The following is a 17,620-nucleotide window of genomic DNA, read 5'->3' as shown; positions in this document are numbered from 1 at the left end:
GACCAGGGAGCGCGCACGATCCTATGAACGACGCGGTGCAGATGGCACAGGGCAAGGCGGGCGTCTATCGCGTTCTGGCCAGGAAATACCGACCACGCGACTTCTCGGGCCTCATCGGCCAGGAGCCGATGGTGCGCACCCTTACCAACGCCTTCTCCACCGGGAGAATCGCCCAGGCCTGGATGCTGACCGGCGTGCGCGGCGTCGGAAAGACCACGACCGCCCGCATTCTGGCCCGCGCGCTCAACTACAAGACCAAGACCGTCGACCAGCCTTCCATCGACCTGACGGAGCTTGGCGAGCATTGCGAAGCCATTCTCGAAGGCCGGCATGTCGATGTGATAGAGATGGACGCCGCCTCGCATACGGGCATCGATGACATCCGCGAGATCATCGACCAGGTGCGCTACGCGCCGGTCTCTGCGCGCTACAAGGTCTATATCATCGACGAGGTGCATATGCTCTCCAACCAGGCCTTCAACGGCCTGTTGAAGACGCTGGAAGAGCCGCCACCTCATGTGAAGTTCATCTTCGCCACCACGGAAATCCGCAAGGTTCCGATCACGATCTTGTCGCGCTGCCAGCGCTTCGATTTGAGAAGGATCGACGCTGCCCTCATAAAGAACCACCTCGCCCATATCGGGCAGCTTGAGGGTGTGGAGGCCGACGACGAGGCGCTCGCCATGATCGCGCGGGCGGCCGAGGGCTCCATGCGTGACGCGCAGTCCATCTTCGATCAGGCGATCGCGCATTCCTCCGGCAGGGTGACGGCAGAGACCGTGCGCGACATGCTGGGGCTCGCCGACCGCGCCCGCATCATTGATCTGTTCGAGTATCTGATGAAGGGCGATGTCGCCGCCGCCCTCGCCGAATTTCGCGCGCAATACGATGTGGGCGCGGACCCGGCGGCCGTGCTCACCGACCTTGCCGAATTCAACCACCTTGTCACCCGTCTGCGCTTCGTGCCGGAGGCGGCGGAGGATGCCGCCCTCTCCCAGGAGGAACGCAGCCGCGGTCTCGAACTCTCCGGAAAACTCTCCGTGCGCATGCTCTCGCGCACATGGCAGATGCTTCTGAAGGGCATTCAGGAGGTGCAGGGCTCCGCCCGACCGGTCGCCGCGGCCGAAATGGTGCTGATTCGCATCGCGCATGCGGCCGATCTGCCCACACTCGATCAGGCGCTGAAGGCGCTGGAGGGGGCTGGCGGGAATGGCGGTGGAAGCGTTGCAGTTGGTTCCGCCCCGGTTTCGTCTGCGCCAGGGCCGGCTTTCGCTTCGGCGCCGGCCAGTCCTGTGAGCACACCGGCGCTTCCTGCCCGGCCCATTCCCTCTGCACACGGCCGGACCATGCGTCTCGTCCAGCCGGCGGCGGAGCAGGAGCCCGCGCCGGCGCCTGCCGCCGCTGCACCTTCCCCGGAGAAGCCTCCAACCGTTCCGGTTGCTTCCCTTGCCGACATTGCCGCGCTTGCCGAACGCAACCGCGACCTGGCCTTCAAGGTCCAGTTCAAGCGCTGTGTGCGGCTCGTGCAGATCGAACCCGGCCGTCTGTCGGTGAATCTCACGGATGACGCTCCCAAGGGCCTTCTGAACGATCTGTCAAACCGCTTGCAGAAGTGGACCGGGCGGCGCTGGGTCGTCTCGCTGTCCAAGGAGCCGGGCGGGCCCACGCTCGCAGAGGAGGAGAGCGGCCGCCGCGAGACCGCGCTCGCCGATGCGCGGGCCGATCCCACGGTGGCTGCCATTTTGGAGCGTTTCCCCGGCGCGCGCATTCTGGATGTGCGTATACCGGATGCCGTGGCCGAAGAGACGGGCGAGGACGCCGTTCCGGCTGATCCCGACGCGGACGACGACGAAGACGAACTTTAGCGCGAATTGGAGACGAAGATGCGCGACCTGATGAGCCTTATGGGCAAGGCCAAGGAAATGCAGGCCAAATTTCAGGCCATGCAGGAAGAAATCGCGGCGATGGAGGCGGAAGGCCAGTCTGGAGGCGGCGCCGTCAAGGTCACGCTTTCCGGCAAATTCGAGATGAAGAAGCTGCAGATCGACCCCTCGCTCTTCAAGGAAGAGGAGGTGGAGATCCTGGAAGACCTCATACTCGCCGCGCACAACGATGCCAAGGCGAAGGTCGAAACAGCCATGCAGAAGAAGACGCAGGAAATGACCGCCGGCCTGCCCCTGCCGCCGGGGTTTAAGCTGCCGTTCTGATGGAGGTGAATGGTGAAAAAGGGAGTAGCGAGTAGGGAATAAGGGGCGGTTAACCGCTTGGCATGCCTTTCTCCCACGTCATCCACCCGTCTTTACCATTCACCATTCACTATCATTTCCCCTACTCCCTATTCGCTCTATTAAACGATTCCATGTCCAAACGAATCGCCGGCCCAGAGATCGAGCGCCTCATTCAGCTCCTGGCCAAGGTGCCGGGCCTCGGCCCGCGCTCGGCTCGGCGCGCCGCTCTTTACCTCATCAAGAAGAAGGAGCAGCTCTTTGCGCCTTTGTCGGCGGCGATGAGCGAGGCTTTGGAGAAGGTGCGCCTGTGCTCCGTCTGCGGAAATGTGGACACGAGCGATCCTTGCACCGTCTGCACTGACCCGCGCCGCGACGGGGCGACGCTGATCGTGGTGGAGGATGTGTCCGATCTCTGGGCGCTGGAACGCGCGGCGGCGATGAGTGCGCGCTACCACGTGCTGGGCGGAACGCTGTCGCCTTTGGACGGCGTCGGTCCGGACGATCTCAACATCAAAGGCCTTATCAGTCGCGTCGCCGAAGGCGGCATTTCCGAGGTCATTCTGGCGGTCAACGCCACCGTGGAGGGTCAGGCGACGGCCCATTACATCACCGACCAGCTCACCGGACTCAACGTGAAGGTGACGCGACTTGCCCATGGCGTGCCGGTCGGAGGCGAACTCGACTATCTGGACGAGGGCACGCTGGCGGCGGCACTCAAATCGCGCACGGCGTTTTGAGGGTGGTGACCGATGGGTTTCGTGAGGGGTCTTAGCGCAGCAGCCTTTCTCACCGCGCTTCCCCTCGCCCTCTCGCTTCTTGCGCCGCTACCCGCCGCGGCGCAGAATGTCACTACCCTTTTCCAGCAGTGGCTGCGGAGCGACCTCTGGCCCGAGGCCCGCGCGCGCGGGATTTCCGAAGCCACCTTCAACGCTGCCTTCGCGGGCGTGAAGCCCAATCTAAAGCTGCCGGACCTCGTGCTGCCCGGCGAGAGCGCGCCGCGCTCGGATAAGCAGCATCAGGCGGAATTCCGGCAGCCTTCCGCCTACTTCGCCCATATTGACGGCGTGGTTTCCGGTGGGCGCGCCCGAGCCAGGGCGTATGCCTCGACCCTTGCCGCGATCGAGCACAGCTTCGGGGTGCCGCGCGGCATCGTGCTTGCCATATGGGGACGCGAGTCGGGCTTCGGGCGTGCCGAGATTCCATACAGCGCCTTCGAGGTGCTGGGTACGAAGGCGTTTCTCGCCACCCGCAAGGAGATGTTCCGCGGCGAAGTGCTCGCGGCGCTGGAGATGGTGGAAAAGCGCGGCATACGGCCGGAGGCGATGCGCTCCTCCTGGGCGGGCGCGATGGGCCAACCGCAATTCATGCCCACCTCCTATCTGAAATATGCTGTCGATTTCGATGGCGACGGGCGCGCCGATATCTGGAACTCGGTGCCCGACACGCTCGCTTCCATCGCCAACTATCTCGCAAGCCACGGCTGGATACAGGGGCGCGACTGGGGTTTCGAGGTCGCGGTGCCGCAAGGCGTTTCCTGCGCACTCGAAGGGCCCGACCGCGGCCGTCCCATTGCGGAATGGGTGGCGATGGGGATCAGGCGCGTGAGCGGCAAGTCTTTCCCCGAACATGAATTGCGCGGAGAGGGTTATCTGATGATGCCCGCCGGGCGCTACGGCCCGGCCTTTATCGTCACGCCGAACTTTTACCGGCTCAAGGACTACAATGAGAGCGATCTGTACGCGCTGTTCGTGGGCCATGGGGGCGACCGCATCATGTATGGCGATATGCATTTTGCCGAAGGCTGGAAGAATGTGGGCGGGCTGAGCCGCGCGGATGTCGCGGCCATGCAGCGGGCGCTGGAACGCCAGGGCTTCGATGTGGGCGGAGCCGATGGCTTGGTCGGCTTCAAGACCCGCCGTTCCATCGGGCAGTGGCAGCAGCAGGCCGGCATGAAACCCACCTGCTTTCCGGATCGGGACTTGACGGCGCGGATCAGATAGGCCCTCCTCTGGTACGGAACGGGACGGCTTTGCCGGGGGGAAGCGGGAGACGCGACAGGAGGGCTTTGCATGAGACCCGTATCGATGGTCATACTTGCCGTTGCTGCCACGCTGCTTGGCAGTTGCACCGTGGAAGTTGTGGATGGCCCGCCCCCTGGCCCGCCTCCCGGCCGCCCGCAGTTCTGCACGCAGGAACATGCGCCGGTCTGCGGCGTGCGCGGCGACCGCCGCAGCACCTTCCCCAACGCCTGCATGGCCGACAGGGCAGGCTACCGCATCCTTCACCGCGGCGAATGCCAGGCGGGCCGTCCGCCGGACAGAGGCCCGCAGGCCTGTACGCGGGAATATCGCCCGGTTTGCGCGGTGCGCGGCAGCACCCGCCGCACCTTCCCCAATGCGTGTGAGGCGGATTCACAAGGGTTCCGCATTCTCCATCCGGGCGAGTGCCGCCCAAGCGCGCCGGACCGGCCGCAGGCATGCACGATGGAGTACCGGCCCGTCTGTGCGACCCGCTCCGGGCGCCTGCGCACCTTCGGCAACGCCTGCCAGGCAAATGCGGAAGGCTGGCGCATCGTGCGGCCGGGCCAGTGCTAAGGCACCCGCCCTTCCTGAAAATTGAGAAGGGGAGGGCGGGCAACCAGCTCATTTCTTGCATAACGGGAGCCGTATTCCCCCCGTAAGAGGGCGGGCTGTCGGACGCAGCAGACGACTGCTTCTATCTTCGGTGAATCAGAGAGGCCTCAAAGGCGCGGTGTCTCCGCGTCCTCATCCGGCTGCGAGTTTTGTCAGCGCCCACTGCATTAGCGGCGTGTCGCCATAGGCGGCAAGCCCGCCGAACCCAAGCGCGATCCCATAGGGAATGCCGGCCTTGCTGTCGGCGATATAGCGCAGAGGCGCGAAGGTACCGGCGAGCAGGCCGATATTGGAATTGCGGAACATCAGCAGCGCCAGCGTGAGGAACCCACCCGCAATAGCGGAGATGAGAAGATAGCTCATCAGTCCGGTGTCGAAGCCGAACCAGACTGCAGTTGCCGCCATCAGCTTGGCGTCGCCTCCGCCCATGCCCCCGATGGCGAACAGAACGAAAGTGATCGCAAGCACGGCGGCCCCGGCAAGCAGATGCAGGCCGACATCCGGCAGGGCCATGCCGGTGAGCGGCGCCAGAATCAGGAAGGAAGCGACGAGAAGGATGGAAACTCGATTGGCAATCGTCATCGACAGCGCGTCAGAGACGGCCGCATAGACCATGCAGAAGGGGAAGAGGACAAGAATTGCGGCTTCGAGCATGGGTGTTTAACGGAATCGACGGTCCGGTGCGGCTAGCAATCCCAGCCTCTAATGAAGTCTTCAGAGATATCAAGTTAAGAGAAACTCAGATGGATGAAGAAATTAAGAAGGCCGCTTCCAGTAAGAAGGCGGCCTTCTAGTAATTACGGTAAAATTAACCTGTAAGACCTTCTTCCTTAAGACCGTCAGAGACTCTTTGGAATGCGGCCTGGATTTGGTCACCCAGTGTGCCGACTAATGTAATAATCGCGGCCGCGATCAGCGCTACGATCAGGCCATACTCCACGGCAGTGGCGCCCGACTCGTCCTTCAGGAAACGAGCGAAAAGCTTGGACATTGAATCACTCCTTATGCCCCGTTTGACAGCACCGTCGGCCGTCTTCCCCGCCGATCGGTTGACGTGACCTTACGCGGCGCCGCTTTCGGCCGTATTAACAAACAATATTACTGAAATCTTTCCGGCGCGATTGCTTTGCTTCGGTAAATGTATGGTAACGCGAAGCATAAAATTTGACTTACTTCCATCTGCCTCACGCCCGCAACCGCAGGCTGTTTCCGTTTACCAATGCTTCACCAGTTGCGTTCATATTCCGTTGAGCATTTCATCGGGGGCTACACGCATGAGAATTCCTGGCGTCAGTGCCGTCTTCGGCGCGATCCTTCTGGCCGGGGCGCTTGGCCTGCCTGCGGCCGCCGGAGCCGAAGGCATCGCGCTCACCATGAATCAGGCCAAAATCATCAAGATCGCGCGACCCGCCAATACGGTGGTGATCGGCAATCCGGAAATTGCGGATGCCGTGGTGCAGGATTCCACAACCATCGTGCTGACGGGCCGGGGCTTCGGCGTCACAAACATCGTGGTTCTCGATGCGGAGGGGCTGCCGATCGTCGATGAGCAGATCGTGGTCTCGCGACAGACGGTCAACTCCGTGCGCGTCTATCGCCGCGCGGACGTGCAGACGCTTTCCTGCACTCCCTTCTGCGAAAGCTCCTATAAGAGTGAGGCCGAGCGGACTTCCGAAATGGAGATGAGCCGGCAGTAAGCATGTACCGGGGGCCTGCCGACGAGGGGATATTTCACGCCCGCCACGACGGAATAGCCGAGCCGCCCGATGGTTGACGATCAATTGAACCGGACGGGCGCATTTTACCGGCCCTGAAAACGGGAAGAAAACCGGGCCGGGCTATGCTCGCGGCGGCGTGAGGCAAATGGGGTTGGGGGCATGGATCGACCTGAGTGCAAGGCCGGGGTGAGGGCTGTATCGGCCCTTGGCCGCCTCGCCGGCCGCTTTGCCAGGGAACGCCGGGGCGTGGCCGCCATCGAGTTCGCCATCCTCGCCTTTCCCTTCTTCCTGCTCATCTTCGCCATTCTCGAATGCTGCATCGCTTTCGTCGCGCAGGAGCTGATGTCCAATGCCGTCGATGACGTCGCGCGGCTGCTGCGCACCGGGCAGTTGAAGCCTGATGATATCGACCGCGAAGAGATGCGCGACGCGCTCTGCGACCGCATGGGCGTCCTTTTTCCTGGAGGCTGCCCGGAGATGCAGATCGATCTGCGCAGCTTCACGACCATCGATTCGGCGAGCCGCGTGTTTGACAGCGGGGTGGTTCCGGCCGAATACAGATTCGATCCCGGCCCGGCCTCGTCAGCGAACGTGCTGCGCGTGTTCTATCCCTGGCCGGTGATCACTGACATCCTGCGCGAGCGCATCTCCTCTCCTGACGGCAAGTGGCTTCTGTTTGCCACCGCTACCTGGCAGAACGAGCCGTTCGATGACTGACGAGACTTTGCAAAACAGGGAAAACGCGCCGCGCCGGTTCCTGCGCGACAGACGCGGCGTGGCGGCGGTCGAGTTTGCGCTCATCGTGCCGGTTCTCCTGGTGCTCTACTTCATGACCATGGAGATCGCGCAGGCCATCGACACCAACAAGAAGGTGAGCCGGATCGCAAGCCAGGTGGCCGATCTGGTGACGCAGCAGAAAACGGTGACTCCTGCCGTCTTGGATTCGGTCATGAAGATCAGCGTGCCGATCCTTGCGCCCTATGGGCGCAGCGCGCCGGTCATCACCGTGACGGCCATCATGGTCAGCAACGACAAGAACCCCGAGGCGGAGGTTGTATGGTCGCGCCGCTATTCCGGCGGCAGCGGGTCGCGCGGCCTGCCGGCCGGAACGAAGGTCACGGTTCCTGAAAGCCTCATGACACCCGGCGCCTTTTTCGTGCGGGCCGAAACCGAGCTCGAATACTGGCCGGTGATCGCTTGGTCGGCGCAGGGATTGGGCGCCATGGGCATTGCCGGCACGCTATTTCCCATCGACATGGGCGAGCGCTATTTCCTGCGGCCGCGGCATGTGCCCGCGATCCCCTGCAGTTCGTGCTAGGAGCGGCGTTGCCAAGCCTTGCCCACGCCTCTATGTCTCTGAGGCTTTCGGAGACGTTCAATGGCACGCGCCTTCCTTTTCGTTCTCGATTCCTTCGGCATCGGCCATGCACCGGATGCCGCGCGTTTTGGCGATGAGGGCGCGGATACCTACGGCCACATCGAGGCGGCCTGCGCTGAGGGAAAAGCCGACCGCGCGGGGTTGAGGCATGGTCCGCTCAAGCTGCAGCACATGCGCGCGCTCGGGCTTGACGGCGCGGGGGCGATCGCTGCGGGGCGCGAGCCTCCGGCAGGCATCACGGGCTTCTTTGGCGCCGCACAAGAGAAATCGAGCGGTAAGGACACGCCCTCCGGCCATTGGGAGATCGCCGGCGTGCCGGTGCTCTTCGAGTGGGGCTATTTTCCCGAGACCGTACCCGCCTTTCCCGAGGCGCTCACAGAGAGGCTGATCAGGGAGGCGGGGCTTCCCGGCATCCTCGGCAACTGCCACGCCTCGGGCACGGAGATCATCGCGCGGCTGGGTGAGGAGCACACCCGCACCGGAAAGCCGATCTGCTATACCTCCGCCGATTCGGTCTTCCAGATCGCCGCGCATGAGCATCATTTCGGGCTCGAAAGGCTCTACAGTCTCTGCGAGACGGCGCGCAGGATTGTAGATGATTACCGGATAGGCCGCGTTATCGCTCGTCCGTTCATTGGAGAAAGCGCGGATACGTTCGAGCGCACGGCCAATCGCCGCGACTATGCCGTGCCGCCGCCTGAGGACACCCTGCTTGACCGGGTCGAGGCGGCCGGAGGCCGGGTCATTGGTATGGGCAAGATCGGCGACATCTTCGCGCATAGGGGCGTGACCGAGGTGCGCAAGGCGACAGGCAACATGACCCTGTTTGACGCCACTCTGCAGGCCATGGATGATGCGCGGGAGGGCGATCTGGTCTTTGCCAATTTCGTCGATTTCGACACGCTATACGGCCACCGCCGCGATGTGGCGGGTTATGCCGCGGCGCTTGAGGCGTTCGATGCTCGCTTGCCGGAGGCGCTGGCCAGGCTGCGCGATGGCGACCTTCTGATCCTCACGGCTGATCACGGCTGTGACCCGACATGGAAGGGGACCGATCACACGCGCGAGCGCGTTCCCGTTTTCGGCACGGGGCCGGGCCTCTCCGCTGGCTCGATCGGCCTCAGGGAAAGCTATGCGGACATTGGAGAGACCATAGCCGCCCATCTGGGTCTGCCGGCCGGGCTGCATGGGCGCTCCTTCCTGTCGGTGATCGCGCCCAATGCCTGAACTGCCGGAGGTCGAGACCGTCCGGCGCGGGCTGGAGCCGGTGATGGAGGGCGCGCTCGTGGAAAGGATCGAAACCCGCCGCCCCGATCTGCGCTTTCCGCTGCCTGCGGGCCTCGACAAGCGGCTTGCAGGCAGGTGCATCACGACTCTGGCCAGACGCGCGAAATATCTGCTCGTTCACATGGAAGATGGTGCCGTTCTGATTTCCCACCTGGGAATGTCAGGTTCCTTCCGGGTGGAGAGGGCAGGGGAGGAATCATCCATCAGGGGGAGATTTCACCACCAGCGTTCCAAGGACGGTAAGCACGACCACGTAGTCTTCCATCTTAGGCGGCCGGAGGGGGCGCGCCTGCGCGTGATCTACAACGATCCGCGACGTTTTGGGTTCATGCTGCTGGCAGAGACGGCGGATCTCGAGAGCCATCCTCTGCTGGCGGGCCTAGGAGTGGAGCCTACGGGCAATGAACTCGATGGCGCACTGCTTGCGAGTCTGCTTCAGGGCAAGCGTACCTCGCTCAAGGCGGCCCTGATGGATCAGCGCGTAATCGCGGGTCTCGGCAATATCTATGTCTGCGAGGCTCTATGGCGGGCGGGCCTTTCGCCGCGCCGCATCGCAGCCACCATCGCCGGCCGCAACGGTGCCGCCACGCGCCGCAGCGAACAGCTTGCAGAGGCCATCCGAGCGGTGATCGCGGACGCGATTGCCGCCGGGGGCTCGTCGCTGCGCGACTATGTGCAGGCGGATGGCTCGTTGGGCTACTTCCAGCATTCCTTCAGCGTCTATGACCGCGAAGGCGAGCCCTGCCGCAAGGAGAGATGCACGGGCACCGTGCAACGCATCGTACAGGGCGCCCGATCCACCTTCTACTGCCCCACCTGTCAGCGATAGTGAATCGCATTGCCTGCGCCGGAAGCGCACGCCTCATGCGTAAGCCGTTGACGGCTCTGGCAGCCTCGACTATAAGCCGCCTCGACTGAGGTGGCCTTGGGGCCGCCCTTTGTTTGCGCCAGGACCAGCATGCTTCGCGACCGGTCCGGTTGTCACGACTGAACGAGAGAGGAATTATGGCCAATACCCCGTCGGCCAAGAAGGCGGCGCGCAAGATCGCCCGTCGTACCGCAGTGAACAAGGCGCGCCGCTCGCGTATCCGCACCTTTGTCCGCAAGGTCGAGGAGGCCATTGCATCCGGTGACAAGGCCGCAGCCGAGCAGGCGCTGCGTGCTGCCCAGCCGGAGCTGATGCGCGCTGCCTCCAAGGGCGTGGTGCATCGCAACACGGCGGCGCGGAAGGTTTCGCGACTCGCGCGGCGTGTGAAGACGTTGAACGCCTGATCATCCTTCACATCGATGCCGGCCCGGCCGTCCGGCCGGGTTTTTCCTTTGCCGGCAATGGCTTGGCAAAGGGAGAGCTGTTGCGCCAAATTTATTTTGCCGGCGTCATGTCGCATTTCTTTAGGAAAACTGTCATACAGGACCTTATCGCAGAGATTGCATAAAGCTATTTTATGTAATGGAAGTAATGAGTTACGGAAGTTTATCCACAGCAAAACCCCATCGTTCGGCAGGGTCAAACCACGCGCAAAAGTCAAGGGTATTTTTTGTTTTTTTTTCGATCCACGGCTGCCGCGAGAAGGGCCCCGAAAAGCTTCTTGAATCAAAATGGTTTAACGCTTCCGTCGCTGGTGGAGAGTGTTGTTACAAAGCCGCAGGGAGGCGTCATTGACGAAAAATGCGCTGGCGCCGCCCTTGCCCTTGCCGCACGAGTTTCGGTAATGTCTGGGCATCGCTGAGGCAGGGCCCTGAGCCCGAAAAACCAAGGATAGTCGATGGTCTTCGACGCGCGGAATCTTTTTCGCGTGGATTGGAGTGTTTTGACTCGGCGATTGGGAGTGGTCTGGATCGGCTGCAGGGTGAGTTTGGTCCGGCGGTGGGTGCGGCATCAGGAGGGGCGCCGCCCCCAGCGGAGAGGTACAGGTCAGGGGGTCGGTTTACAGCAGCAAGAGGTATGAGAGAAGGCACTATTGCAGGTGCCGGTGAAAGCCAAAGAACGGGCAGTCAGGCACTCTTTGCCGGGAAGCCCGTTAGAGAAAGAAGCTATTTTAAACAGGGACACGAGGATGCAAAGCGGCGTCGAGAGGGAAACTGGGGGAGGGTTCTCTTTTCACAATCCAGCAGCAGCCCGGAAGGAAGAAGGGGAAAATTCCTGCGGGTCCATAGCGATATTCGACAGGGTGAGAGCCCAATTGAAGGCCCGCCTCGGAAGCGAGGTCTACTCGAGCTGGTTCGGCCGCATGAAGCTCGCCGAAACTTCCAAGGGAGTGGTTCGCATCTCGGTTCCCACCGCCTTTCTGCGCACATGGATCAACGGTCACTACCTCGATCTCATTACGGAACTGTGGAAGAAGGAGGAGCCCACGGTTCTGAAGGTGGAGATCGTCGTACGCACCGCAACCCGCAGCATGCCTGTCCGCGCCGAGGCCAAGGCGGCGCCTGCACGAAAGACATTGCACCAGCCGCAGGCAGCTGCTGGCGTGCCTACCGGAACGCGCGTTACCGCTCTGCCCACGCAGCGGACGGAACAGCCGCAGCGGCCCGGCGCCTTCGGCTCCCCGCTCGATCCGCGCTATACGTTCGAATCCTTCATTGAGGGTGTATCAAACCGCGTGGCTTGCGCTGCTGCGCGCACCGTGGCGGAATCCGCCGCCGGGGCCATACGCTTCAACCCGCTGTTCCTTCATGCTTCTGTCGGCCTCGGCAAGACGCACCTCCTGCAGGCGATCGCGGCCTCGTCGCTCAACAGCCGGCCGCAGTCGCGCGTGGTTTATCTCACGGCCGAGTATTTCATGTGGCGGTTCGCGACCGCCATCCGCGACAACAATGCCCTGACGCTCAAGGAGCAGCTGCGGGATATCGATCTGCTCATCATCGATGACATGCAGTTCCTCCAGGGCAAGTCGATCCAGAACGAATTCTGCCACCTGCTCAATATGCTGCTCGACAGTGCCCGGCAGGTGGTCGTGGCGGCCGACCGTCCGGTCTCGGAACTCGAATCGCTCGAACCGCGCGTCAAATCGCGGCTTAATGGTGGCGTCTCGCTGGAGATTGGTCCGCCGGATTACGAGCTGCGGCTTGCCATTCTCAAGCAGCGCTACAATGCCGCCAGAGCCGAGGACGCCTCGCTCACCATTCCGGCGGAAGTGCTGGAGCATGTGGCGCGGGTGGTCACCGGCAGCGGGCGTGAGCTCGAAGGGGCTTTCAATCAGCTCGTCTTCCGCCATTCCTTCGAGCCGCAGATCACGCTCGACCGCATTGACGAAATTCTCGGCCCCGTCTGCCGTACCGGTGAGCCGAGGCGTGTGCGCATCGAGGACATCCAGCGCATCGTTGCGCGGCATTACAACGTCTCCAAGACGGAGCTGCTTTCGAACCGGCGTACCCGCTCCATCGTCAAGCCGCGGCAGGTGGCGATGTATCTGGCCAAGGTCATGACGCCTCGCTCGTTGCCGGAAATCGGACGCCGCTTCGGCGGGCGTGACCACACGACGGTGCTGCATGCGGTTCGCAAGATCGAAGGCATGTCGAGCGGCGACAAGCAGCTTGCCCAGGAAATCGAACTCCTGAAGCGGTTGATCGCCGAGCAGGCATAACTACGGAAGAATAGCCGCGCCAGCGCCTTAAGACGCAGGCGACCGCGGAAGCGCCGTGCGGGACGCCTCACGGGGTGCGTTATCCCCAAAAAGCCTGCGGAAAACGGTTGAAGCCGTTCCGCGGGCTTGCCTTTCACCGGGAATTCCTGTCAGTTTGGCCTCTCGTAGAGCCAAGTCCCGGCAGCGCGTTTGCCGGGTCGATTGCGCTCTCTTCCAGGCGAGATTCACAGCTCATGCGCGTAGTTCTTGAACGCTCCAATCTTCTGAAATCTCTCGGGCACGTCCATCGCGTGGTGGAACGGCGGAACACGATCCCTATCCTGTCCAACGTGCTGCTTACTACCGACGGCGCTAGCCTGGAGATGAAGGCCACCGATCTCGATCTGGAGATAACGGAGGCTGCTCCGGCCGTTGTCGAGCAGGCAGGCGCCACTACGGTTCCTGCTCATCTGCTCTATGACATCGTGCGCAAGCTCCCCGAGGGGGCGGAAGTGATGCTGAAGATGGAGGAAAGCGGTCAGTCGCTCTCGGTCATCTCAGGGCGCTCGACCTTCCGTCTGCAGTGCCTGCCGCAGGCAGACTTCCCGGCGCTGACGGCGGGCCAGTTCTCGCACATCTTCCGCCTGGAATCCTCCGCGCTGCGCGATCTGATCGAGAAGACCCAGTTCGCCATCTCCACGGAGGAGACGCGCTACTATCTCAATGGTATCTATCTCCACACGCTCGAATCGGACAGCGGGCTGAAGCTTCGTGCGGTGGCGACGGATGGCCACCGGCTCGCGCGTGCCGAAATAGAGGCGCCGGCCGGATCGGAAGGCATGCCGGGCGTCATTATCCCGCGCAAGACGGTGGGCGAGTTGCAGAAGCTCGTGGACGATCCGGATGTGGCCGTCACCGTGGAGCTTTCCGATACCAAGATCCGCTTCACCATCGGCAGCGTCATCCTCACATCGAAGCTCATCGACGGGACGTTCCCGGACTATCAGCGCGTCATCCCCACGAACAACGACAAGGAACTCATCATCGACCGGCAGAGCTTCGCCGCCGCGGTTGACCGCGTCTCCACCGTCTCGTCCGAGCGCGGGCGCGCGGTGAAGCTGTCGCTTGCGGACGGGCAGGTGACCTTCACCGTCAATAATCCCGATTCGGGCAGCGCTACGGAGGAGATTCCGGCAGGATATGACGCCGAGCCGCTGGAGATCGGCTTCAACGCCCGCTATCTCCTTGACGTCGCCGCCCAGCTTTCGGGCAGCGAGGCGAGGTTCCTGCTGGCCGATGCTGGCTCGCCGACGCTCATTCAGGACACGTCCGACGAGCGCACGCTCTACGTCCTGATGCCCATGCGGGTGTGACCCAGGCGCCTTCCGCAGCTGGCGACCGGAGCGGGCGGCCTGCGCGGGTCTATCTCGCCAGCCTCGGGCTTGCGGATTTTCGCAACTACCACACGCTGCGGCTCGCGCTGGAGCCGGGTGCCGTGGTGCTGACCGGCGAGAACGGCGCGGGCAAGACCAATCTGCTCGAAGCCGTGTCCTTCCTGTCTCCAGGCCGGGGGCTGCGGCGCGCCACCCTTGCCGAGGTGACGCGCATCGGCGCGCCAGACGGGTTTGCCATACATGCCGACGTGGAAGGACCCTATGGCACAAGGCGCATCGGCACCGGTACGGCAGGCGCCGCTGGCGAAGGCTCCGAACCCATGCGCCGCGTGCGCATCGACGGCGAAAACGCGCGAAGCGCTGAGGCCTTGCTGGACTGGCTGCGCGTGATCTGGCTGACGCCGGCCATGGATGCGCTTTTCACCGGCCCGGCGGGTGATCGGCGGCGCTTTCTCGACCGGTTAGTTCTCGCCATCGACCCCGCCCATGGGCGGCGCGCGCTCGACTATGAGAAGGCCATGCGCGCGCGAAACCGACTCTTTGCCGATGACGTGCGCGACGACGCATGGTTCGAGGCCATCGAGCATCAGATGGCGCAGACGGGTGTAGCAATCGCGGCGGCCCGGACGGAGGTGTTGCGACTGCTTTCCGCGATGATCGAGCGCCTTCCGACTGGAGGCGCCTTTCCTCAGGCGCTGCTCTCGCTCGAGGGCACGATCGATGAAGCAATCGGCCAAGGCATGCCTGCCGTGGAGGTGGAGGAAGATTTCCGCGAGCGGCTCAGAAGGGAGCGCCCGCGCGACCGGGCGGCGGGCCGGACGCTTGAGGGTCCGCACAGGAGCGATCTTCTGGTGCGGCATGCACCCAAGGACATGCCGGCCGAACGCTGCTCCACCGGTGAGCAGAAGGCGCTGCTCGTTGGCCTCGTGCTTGCTCATGCGCGTCTGACGGGGGAGCTTTCCGGCATGGCACCGGTGCTGCTCCTGGACGAGATCGCCGCCCATTTTGACGCCGACCGCCGCGCCGCCCTGTTCGATATATTGGAGGACCTTAACTGCCAGGTCTTCATGACGGGCACGGAGGCGGCGCTCTTTTCAAGCCTCAAGGGCCGGGCCCAGTTTCTCACCGTTTTGTCCGGTTCGGTGCGCCCTCTGCCTTAAGCGCCCTGACTGCTCGGCAGGGCTGGATTGTCGTTTGGCTATCGTGCGAGGTCGGCCACCAGCGCGTCGAGAACCATCACGCCGGAAGGTGTGGCGCGCAGGCGCGAATTGCCTACAGGGGCAAGCAGGCCCTCCTCGCGCAGCATGGCCACCCGCTGCGGGGCAAGCGGCCGACCGGCAAGCCGCTCGTAGCGGTCGAGGTCAATGCCCTCTGTAAGCCGCAGACCCATCAGAAGATATTCGTCCGCTTCTTCCGAGCGGGTTAGAATTTCGCCGCCCACCACGCCGGAACCCCTTGCTTCGACAAGGGCGAGCCAGGTTTCTGGATGCTTCTCGGTGAAGGTGACCACGCGCCGCCCGTCCTCGATAAACCGCCCGTGCGCGCCCGGGCCGATGCCCACATATTCGCCGTAGCGCCAGTAGATGAGGTTGTGCCGGCTTTCCGCGCCAGGCTTGGCGTGGTTGGAGATCTCATAGGCCGGCAGACCGCGGGCGGCCGTTACCTCCTGCGTCACCTGATAGAGATCGGCGGCAAGGTCCGGATCGGCCTCCACCAGCTTCCCAGCGGCCCGCAGCGCATGAAAGGGCGTGCCCTCCTCGACGGTCAGCTGATAGAGCGACAGGTGGTCGGCCGCATAGCCGATCGCCTCTTCCAGTTCCGCTTTCCAGGCCTCAACCGTCTGGCCGGGCCGGGCGTAGATCAGATCGAAGGACATGCGCGGGAAGATCGAGCGCGCGAGCCGGATGGCGCCCAGTGCCTCCTCCACATCGTGCAGCCGCCCGAGAAAGCGCAAATCGTTGTCATTCAGCGCCTGCACGCCCAGCGAGACGCGGTTCACGCCTGCCGAGCGATAGCCCCGGAAACGTTCAGCCTCGACAGAGGACGGGTTGGCTTCGAGGGTAATCTCAACGCTCGGTTCCACGCGCCACTGCGCGGCGATCGCATCGAGGATTGCCGCAACGGTCTTCGGCTCCATGAGCGAGGGTGTACCGCCGCCCAGGAAGATGCTGGAGACGGTGCGCGGCCCCGTGCGTTCGCGCATATGCGCAATCTCCCGCGCGAAAGCGGCCGCGAAACGCGGCTGGTCGACCGGCTGGTGCCGCACATGGCTGTTGAAGTCGCAGTAGGGGCACTTGGCCGCGCAGAAAGGCCAATGAACGTAGACGCCGAAGCCCGGACCATCGTCCGACATTTTCATGACAGCCGCGCCTCGGCGAATTTCTTGAAGGCACGGGCGCGGTGTGACAAGGCATGCGGCTCACCCGGCTTCCAGCCGTGCTTTTGCTCCGCCGTCATCTCGCCGAATGTCGTCGCATAGCCGTCGGGTTGGAAGACGGGATCATAGCCGAAGCCGAGCTTTCCACGCGGCGGCCATACGAGCCGCCCTTCCACTTCCCCACGATAATATTCTGCCTCGCCGTCCGGGAAGCACAGACACAGGACGGCCACGAAGCGCGCGCGCCGCTGTTCAGGGGAAATGGCGCCCTTCTCTCGCAAGAGCTTTTCCGTCTTCTCCATGGCCATATAAAAGTCGCGGCTGCCATCCGACTTCGTTGCCCAGTCGGCGGTGTAGACGCCGGGCGCACCGTCAAGGGCATCAGCGCACATGCCTGAATCGTCGGCGAGCGCCGGCAGGCCTGTGGCCGTGGCGGCGGCGTGGGCCTTGATATAAGCATTCTCCTCGAAGGTCGTGCCCGTCTCTGCGGGTTCGGTGAGGCCGAGCTCGGCAGCCGAGCGGACATTGTAGCCAAAGGGTGCGAGCAGATCCGCAAACTCGCGCAGCTTGCCCTTGTTGTGGCTGGCAAGCACGAATGCCTTATCAGGAATAGGCCTCACGGCAGCCCCCAGATGCGTGGTTCGGCAAATTCCAGTGAATTGCCCGCCGGATCGCGGAAATAGATCGACCGCCCCACCCTTCGGCCATTCGAAATCGGCTTCGATATCCACGCCGCGATCCTTTAGCAGGTCCTTCCAGGCTTCGATTTCCTCGGCATTTGCGGCGAAACAGAGATGCCCCGGGCCGTCCGCGCCATGCGGCGGCACCGGCAGTCGGGTGCCCGGCTCCGGAGGCGTCCTCGTCGCCTGTGCGTTGAACAGGAGAAGCACGGCATCTCCGCAGCGGAAGAAGACGTGCCGCCCTTCCACCTTGGCGATTCGTTCGAGGCCGAGTACGCCGCCATAGAAGCGCTCGGCTTCCTCGAGGTCGTTCACATAAAGAGCGGCTTCCAGAATCCGCGAGGGCTGCATGTGCGCCT

The 17,620-nt window shown here is 63.3% G+C and carries 18 protein-coding genes and 1 pseudogene; 14 read left to right on the top strand and 5 right to left on the bottom strand.

Translation table 11 applies throughout. The features are described from left to right. Nucleotides 1-23: 23 nt before the first annotated feature. From NYR54_RS06900 to NYR54_RS06880, 5 genes are all read left to right on the top strand, one after another. Entirely contained in the window at nucleotides 24-1,865 is a 1,842-nt protein-coding gene (locus tag NYR54_RS06900; RefSeq protein ID WP_261514869.1) for a DNA polymerase III subunit gamma/tau, read from the top strand. 18 nt (nucleotides 1,866-1,883) lie between these two features. After that, nucleotides 1,884-2,207 (top strand): YbaB/EbfC family nucleoid-associated protein, encoded by a 324-nt coding sequence (locus tag NYR54_RS06895; RefSeq protein ID WP_261514868.1) that lies wholly within the window; start codon nucleotides 1,884-1,886, stop codon nucleotides 2,205-2,207. Between the two features lie 152 nt (nucleotides 2,208-2,359). Further along, nucleotides 2,360-2,965, top strand: coding sequence for a recombination mediator RecR (gene recR, locus NYR54_RS06890; RefSeq protein WP_261514867.1), 606 nt, complete (start codon nucleotides 2,360-2,362; stop codon nucleotides 2,963-2,965). 12 nt (nucleotides 2,966-2,977) lie between these two features. Continuing rightward, nucleotides 2,978-4,228 carry a lytic murein transglycosylase gene (locus NYR54_RS06885; protein ID WP_261514866.1) on the top strand — a complete coding sequence of 417 codons (1,251 nt, stop codon included), beginning with the start codon at nucleotides 2,978-2,980 and terminating at the stop codon, nucleotides 4,226-4,228. 69 nt (nucleotides 4,229-4,297) lie between these two features. Beyond that, nucleotides 4,298-4,822 carry a Kazal-type serine protease inhibitor family protein gene (locus NYR54_RS06880; RefSeq protein ID WP_261514865.1) on the top strand — a complete coding sequence of 175 codons (525 nt, stop codon included), beginning with the start codon at nucleotides 4,298-4,300 and terminating at the stop codon, nucleotides 4,820-4,822. 171 nt (nucleotides 4,823-4,993) lie between these two features. Here NYR54_RS06880 and NYR54_RS06875 read toward each other — a convergent pair whose 3' ends face one another. Both NYR54_RS06875 and NYR54_RS06870 read right to left on the bottom strand, forming a co-directional pair. Continuing rightward, complete coding sequence (locus NYR54_RS06875; RefSeq protein WP_261514864.1) at nucleotides 4,994-5,515, bottom strand: A24 family peptidase; 522 nt, start codon at nucleotides 5,513-5,515, stop codon at nucleotides 4,994-4,996. Nucleotides 5,516-5,669: 154 nt separating this feature from the next. Further along, nucleotides 5,670-5,852 carry a Flp family type IVb pilin gene (locus NYR54_RS06870; RefSeq protein ID WP_261514863.1) on the bottom strand — a complete coding sequence of 61 codons (183 nt, stop codon included), beginning with the start codon at nucleotides 5,850-5,852 and terminating at the stop codon, nucleotides 5,670-5,672. A gap of 283 nt (nucleotides 5,853-6,135) precedes the next feature. On the opposite strand from NYR54_RS06870, the gene NYR54_RS06865 reads away from it, so the two are divergent. From NYR54_RS06865 to recF, 9 genes are all read left to right on the top strand, one after another. Next, the gene (locus tag NYR54_RS06865; protein WP_261514862.1) at nucleotides 6,136-6,558 is read left to right on the top strand and encodes a pilus assembly protein N-terminal domain-containing protein; all 423 of its coding nucleotides are present in this window, start codon (nucleotides 6,136-6,138) and stop codon (nucleotides 6,556-6,558) included. Nucleotides 6,559-6,738: 180 nt separating this feature from the next. Next, nucleotides 6,739-7,296 (top strand): TadE/TadG family type IV pilus assembly protein, encoded by a 558-nt coding sequence (locus NYR54_RS06860; protein WP_261514861.1) that lies wholly within the window; start codon nucleotides 6,739-6,741, stop codon nucleotides 7,294-7,296. Beyond that, nucleotides 7,289-7,897: a TadE/TadG family type IV pilus assembly protein gene (locus NYR54_RS06855; protein ID WP_261514860.1), complete on the top strand. Its 609-nt coding sequence runs from the start codon at nucleotides 7,289-7,291 to the stop codon at nucleotides 7,895-7,897. Before NYR54_RS06860 ends, NYR54_RS06855 begins: the two co-directional genes overlap by 8 nt. A gap of 60 nt (nucleotides 7,898-7,957) precedes the next feature. Next, nucleotides 7,958-9,184 carry a phosphopentomutase gene (locus NYR54_RS06850; RefSeq protein WP_261514859.1) on the top strand — a complete coding sequence of 409 codons (1,227 nt, stop codon included), beginning with the start codon at nucleotides 7,958-7,960 and terminating at the stop codon, nucleotides 9,182-9,184. Then, nucleotides 9,177-10,073, top strand: coding sequence for a bifunctional DNA-formamidopyrimidine glycosylase/DNA-(apurinic or apyrimidinic site) lyase (gene mutM, locus NYR54_RS06845; protein WP_261514858.1), 897 nt, complete (start codon nucleotides 9,177-9,179; stop codon nucleotides 10,071-10,073). The genes NYR54_RS06850 and mutM overlap by 8 nt, the downstream gene beginning before the upstream one ends. Before the next feature lie 176 nt (nucleotides 10,074-10,249). Further along, nucleotides 10,250-10,516, top strand: a complete 267-nt coding sequence (gene rpsT / locus NYR54_RS06840) for a 30S ribosomal protein S20 (protein WP_261514857.1) — start codon at nucleotides 10,250-10,252, stop codon at nucleotides 10,514-10,516. A gap of 785 nt (nucleotides 10,517-11,301) precedes the next feature. Next, nucleotides 11,302-12,831 (top strand): chromosomal replication initiator protein DnaA, encoded by a 1,530-nt coding sequence (dnaA, locus tag NYR54_RS06835; protein WP_261514856.1) that lies wholly within the window; start codon nucleotides 11,302-11,304, stop codon nucleotides 12,829-12,831. Nucleotides 12,832-13,064: 233 nt separating this feature from the next. After that, nucleotides 13,065-14,183, top strand: coding sequence for a DNA polymerase III subunit beta (gene dnaN, locus NYR54_RS06830; RefSeq protein WP_261514855.1), 1,119 nt, complete (start codon nucleotides 13,065-13,067; stop codon nucleotides 14,181-14,183). After that, nucleotides 14,180-15,364 carry a DNA replication/repair protein RecF gene (gene recF / locus NYR54_RS06825; protein WP_261514854.1) on the top strand — a complete coding sequence of 395 codons (1,185 nt, stop codon included), beginning with the start codon at nucleotides 14,180-14,182 and terminating at the stop codon, nucleotides 15,362-15,364. Before dnaN ends, recF begins: the two co-directional genes overlap by 4 nt. Before the next feature lie 38 nt (nucleotides 15,365-15,402). Here the strand turns inward: recF and hemW are convergent, their stop codons facing one another. The 3 genes and pseudogenes from hemW to NYR54_RS06810 form a co-directional block, all read right to left on the bottom strand. Next, on the bottom strand, nucleotides 15,403-16,557 hold the full coding sequence (hemW, locus tag NYR54_RS06820; RefSeq protein WP_261514974.1) for a radical SAM family heme chaperone HemW: 1,155 nt from the start codon (nucleotides 16,555-16,557) through the stop codon (nucleotides 15,403-15,405). A 2-nt stretch (nucleotides 16,558-16,559) separates the two neighbouring features. After that, nucleotides 16,560-17,201: an RdgB/HAM1 family non-canonical purine NTP pyrophosphatase gene (gene rdgB / locus NYR54_RS06815; RefSeq protein ID WP_261514853.1), complete on the bottom strand. Its 642-nt coding sequence runs from the start codon at nucleotides 17,199-17,201 to the stop codon at nucleotides 16,560-16,562. After that, nucleotides 17,198-17,612: pseudogene (locus NYR54_RS06810) on the bottom strand (VOC family protein). The gene rdgB and the pseudogene NYR54_RS06810 overlap by 4 nt, the downstream one beginning before the upstream one ends. Nucleotides 17,613-17,620: the final 8 nt, after the last annotated feature.

The sequence above is a fragment of the Chelativorans petroleitrophicus genome (assembly GCF_025398195.1).
Lineage (GTDB): Bacteria > Pseudomonadota > Alphaproteobacteria > Rhizobiales > Rhizobiaceae > Chelativorans > Chelativorans petroleitrophicus.
This window is presented reverse-complemented; position numbering and strand designations above follow the sequence as displayed.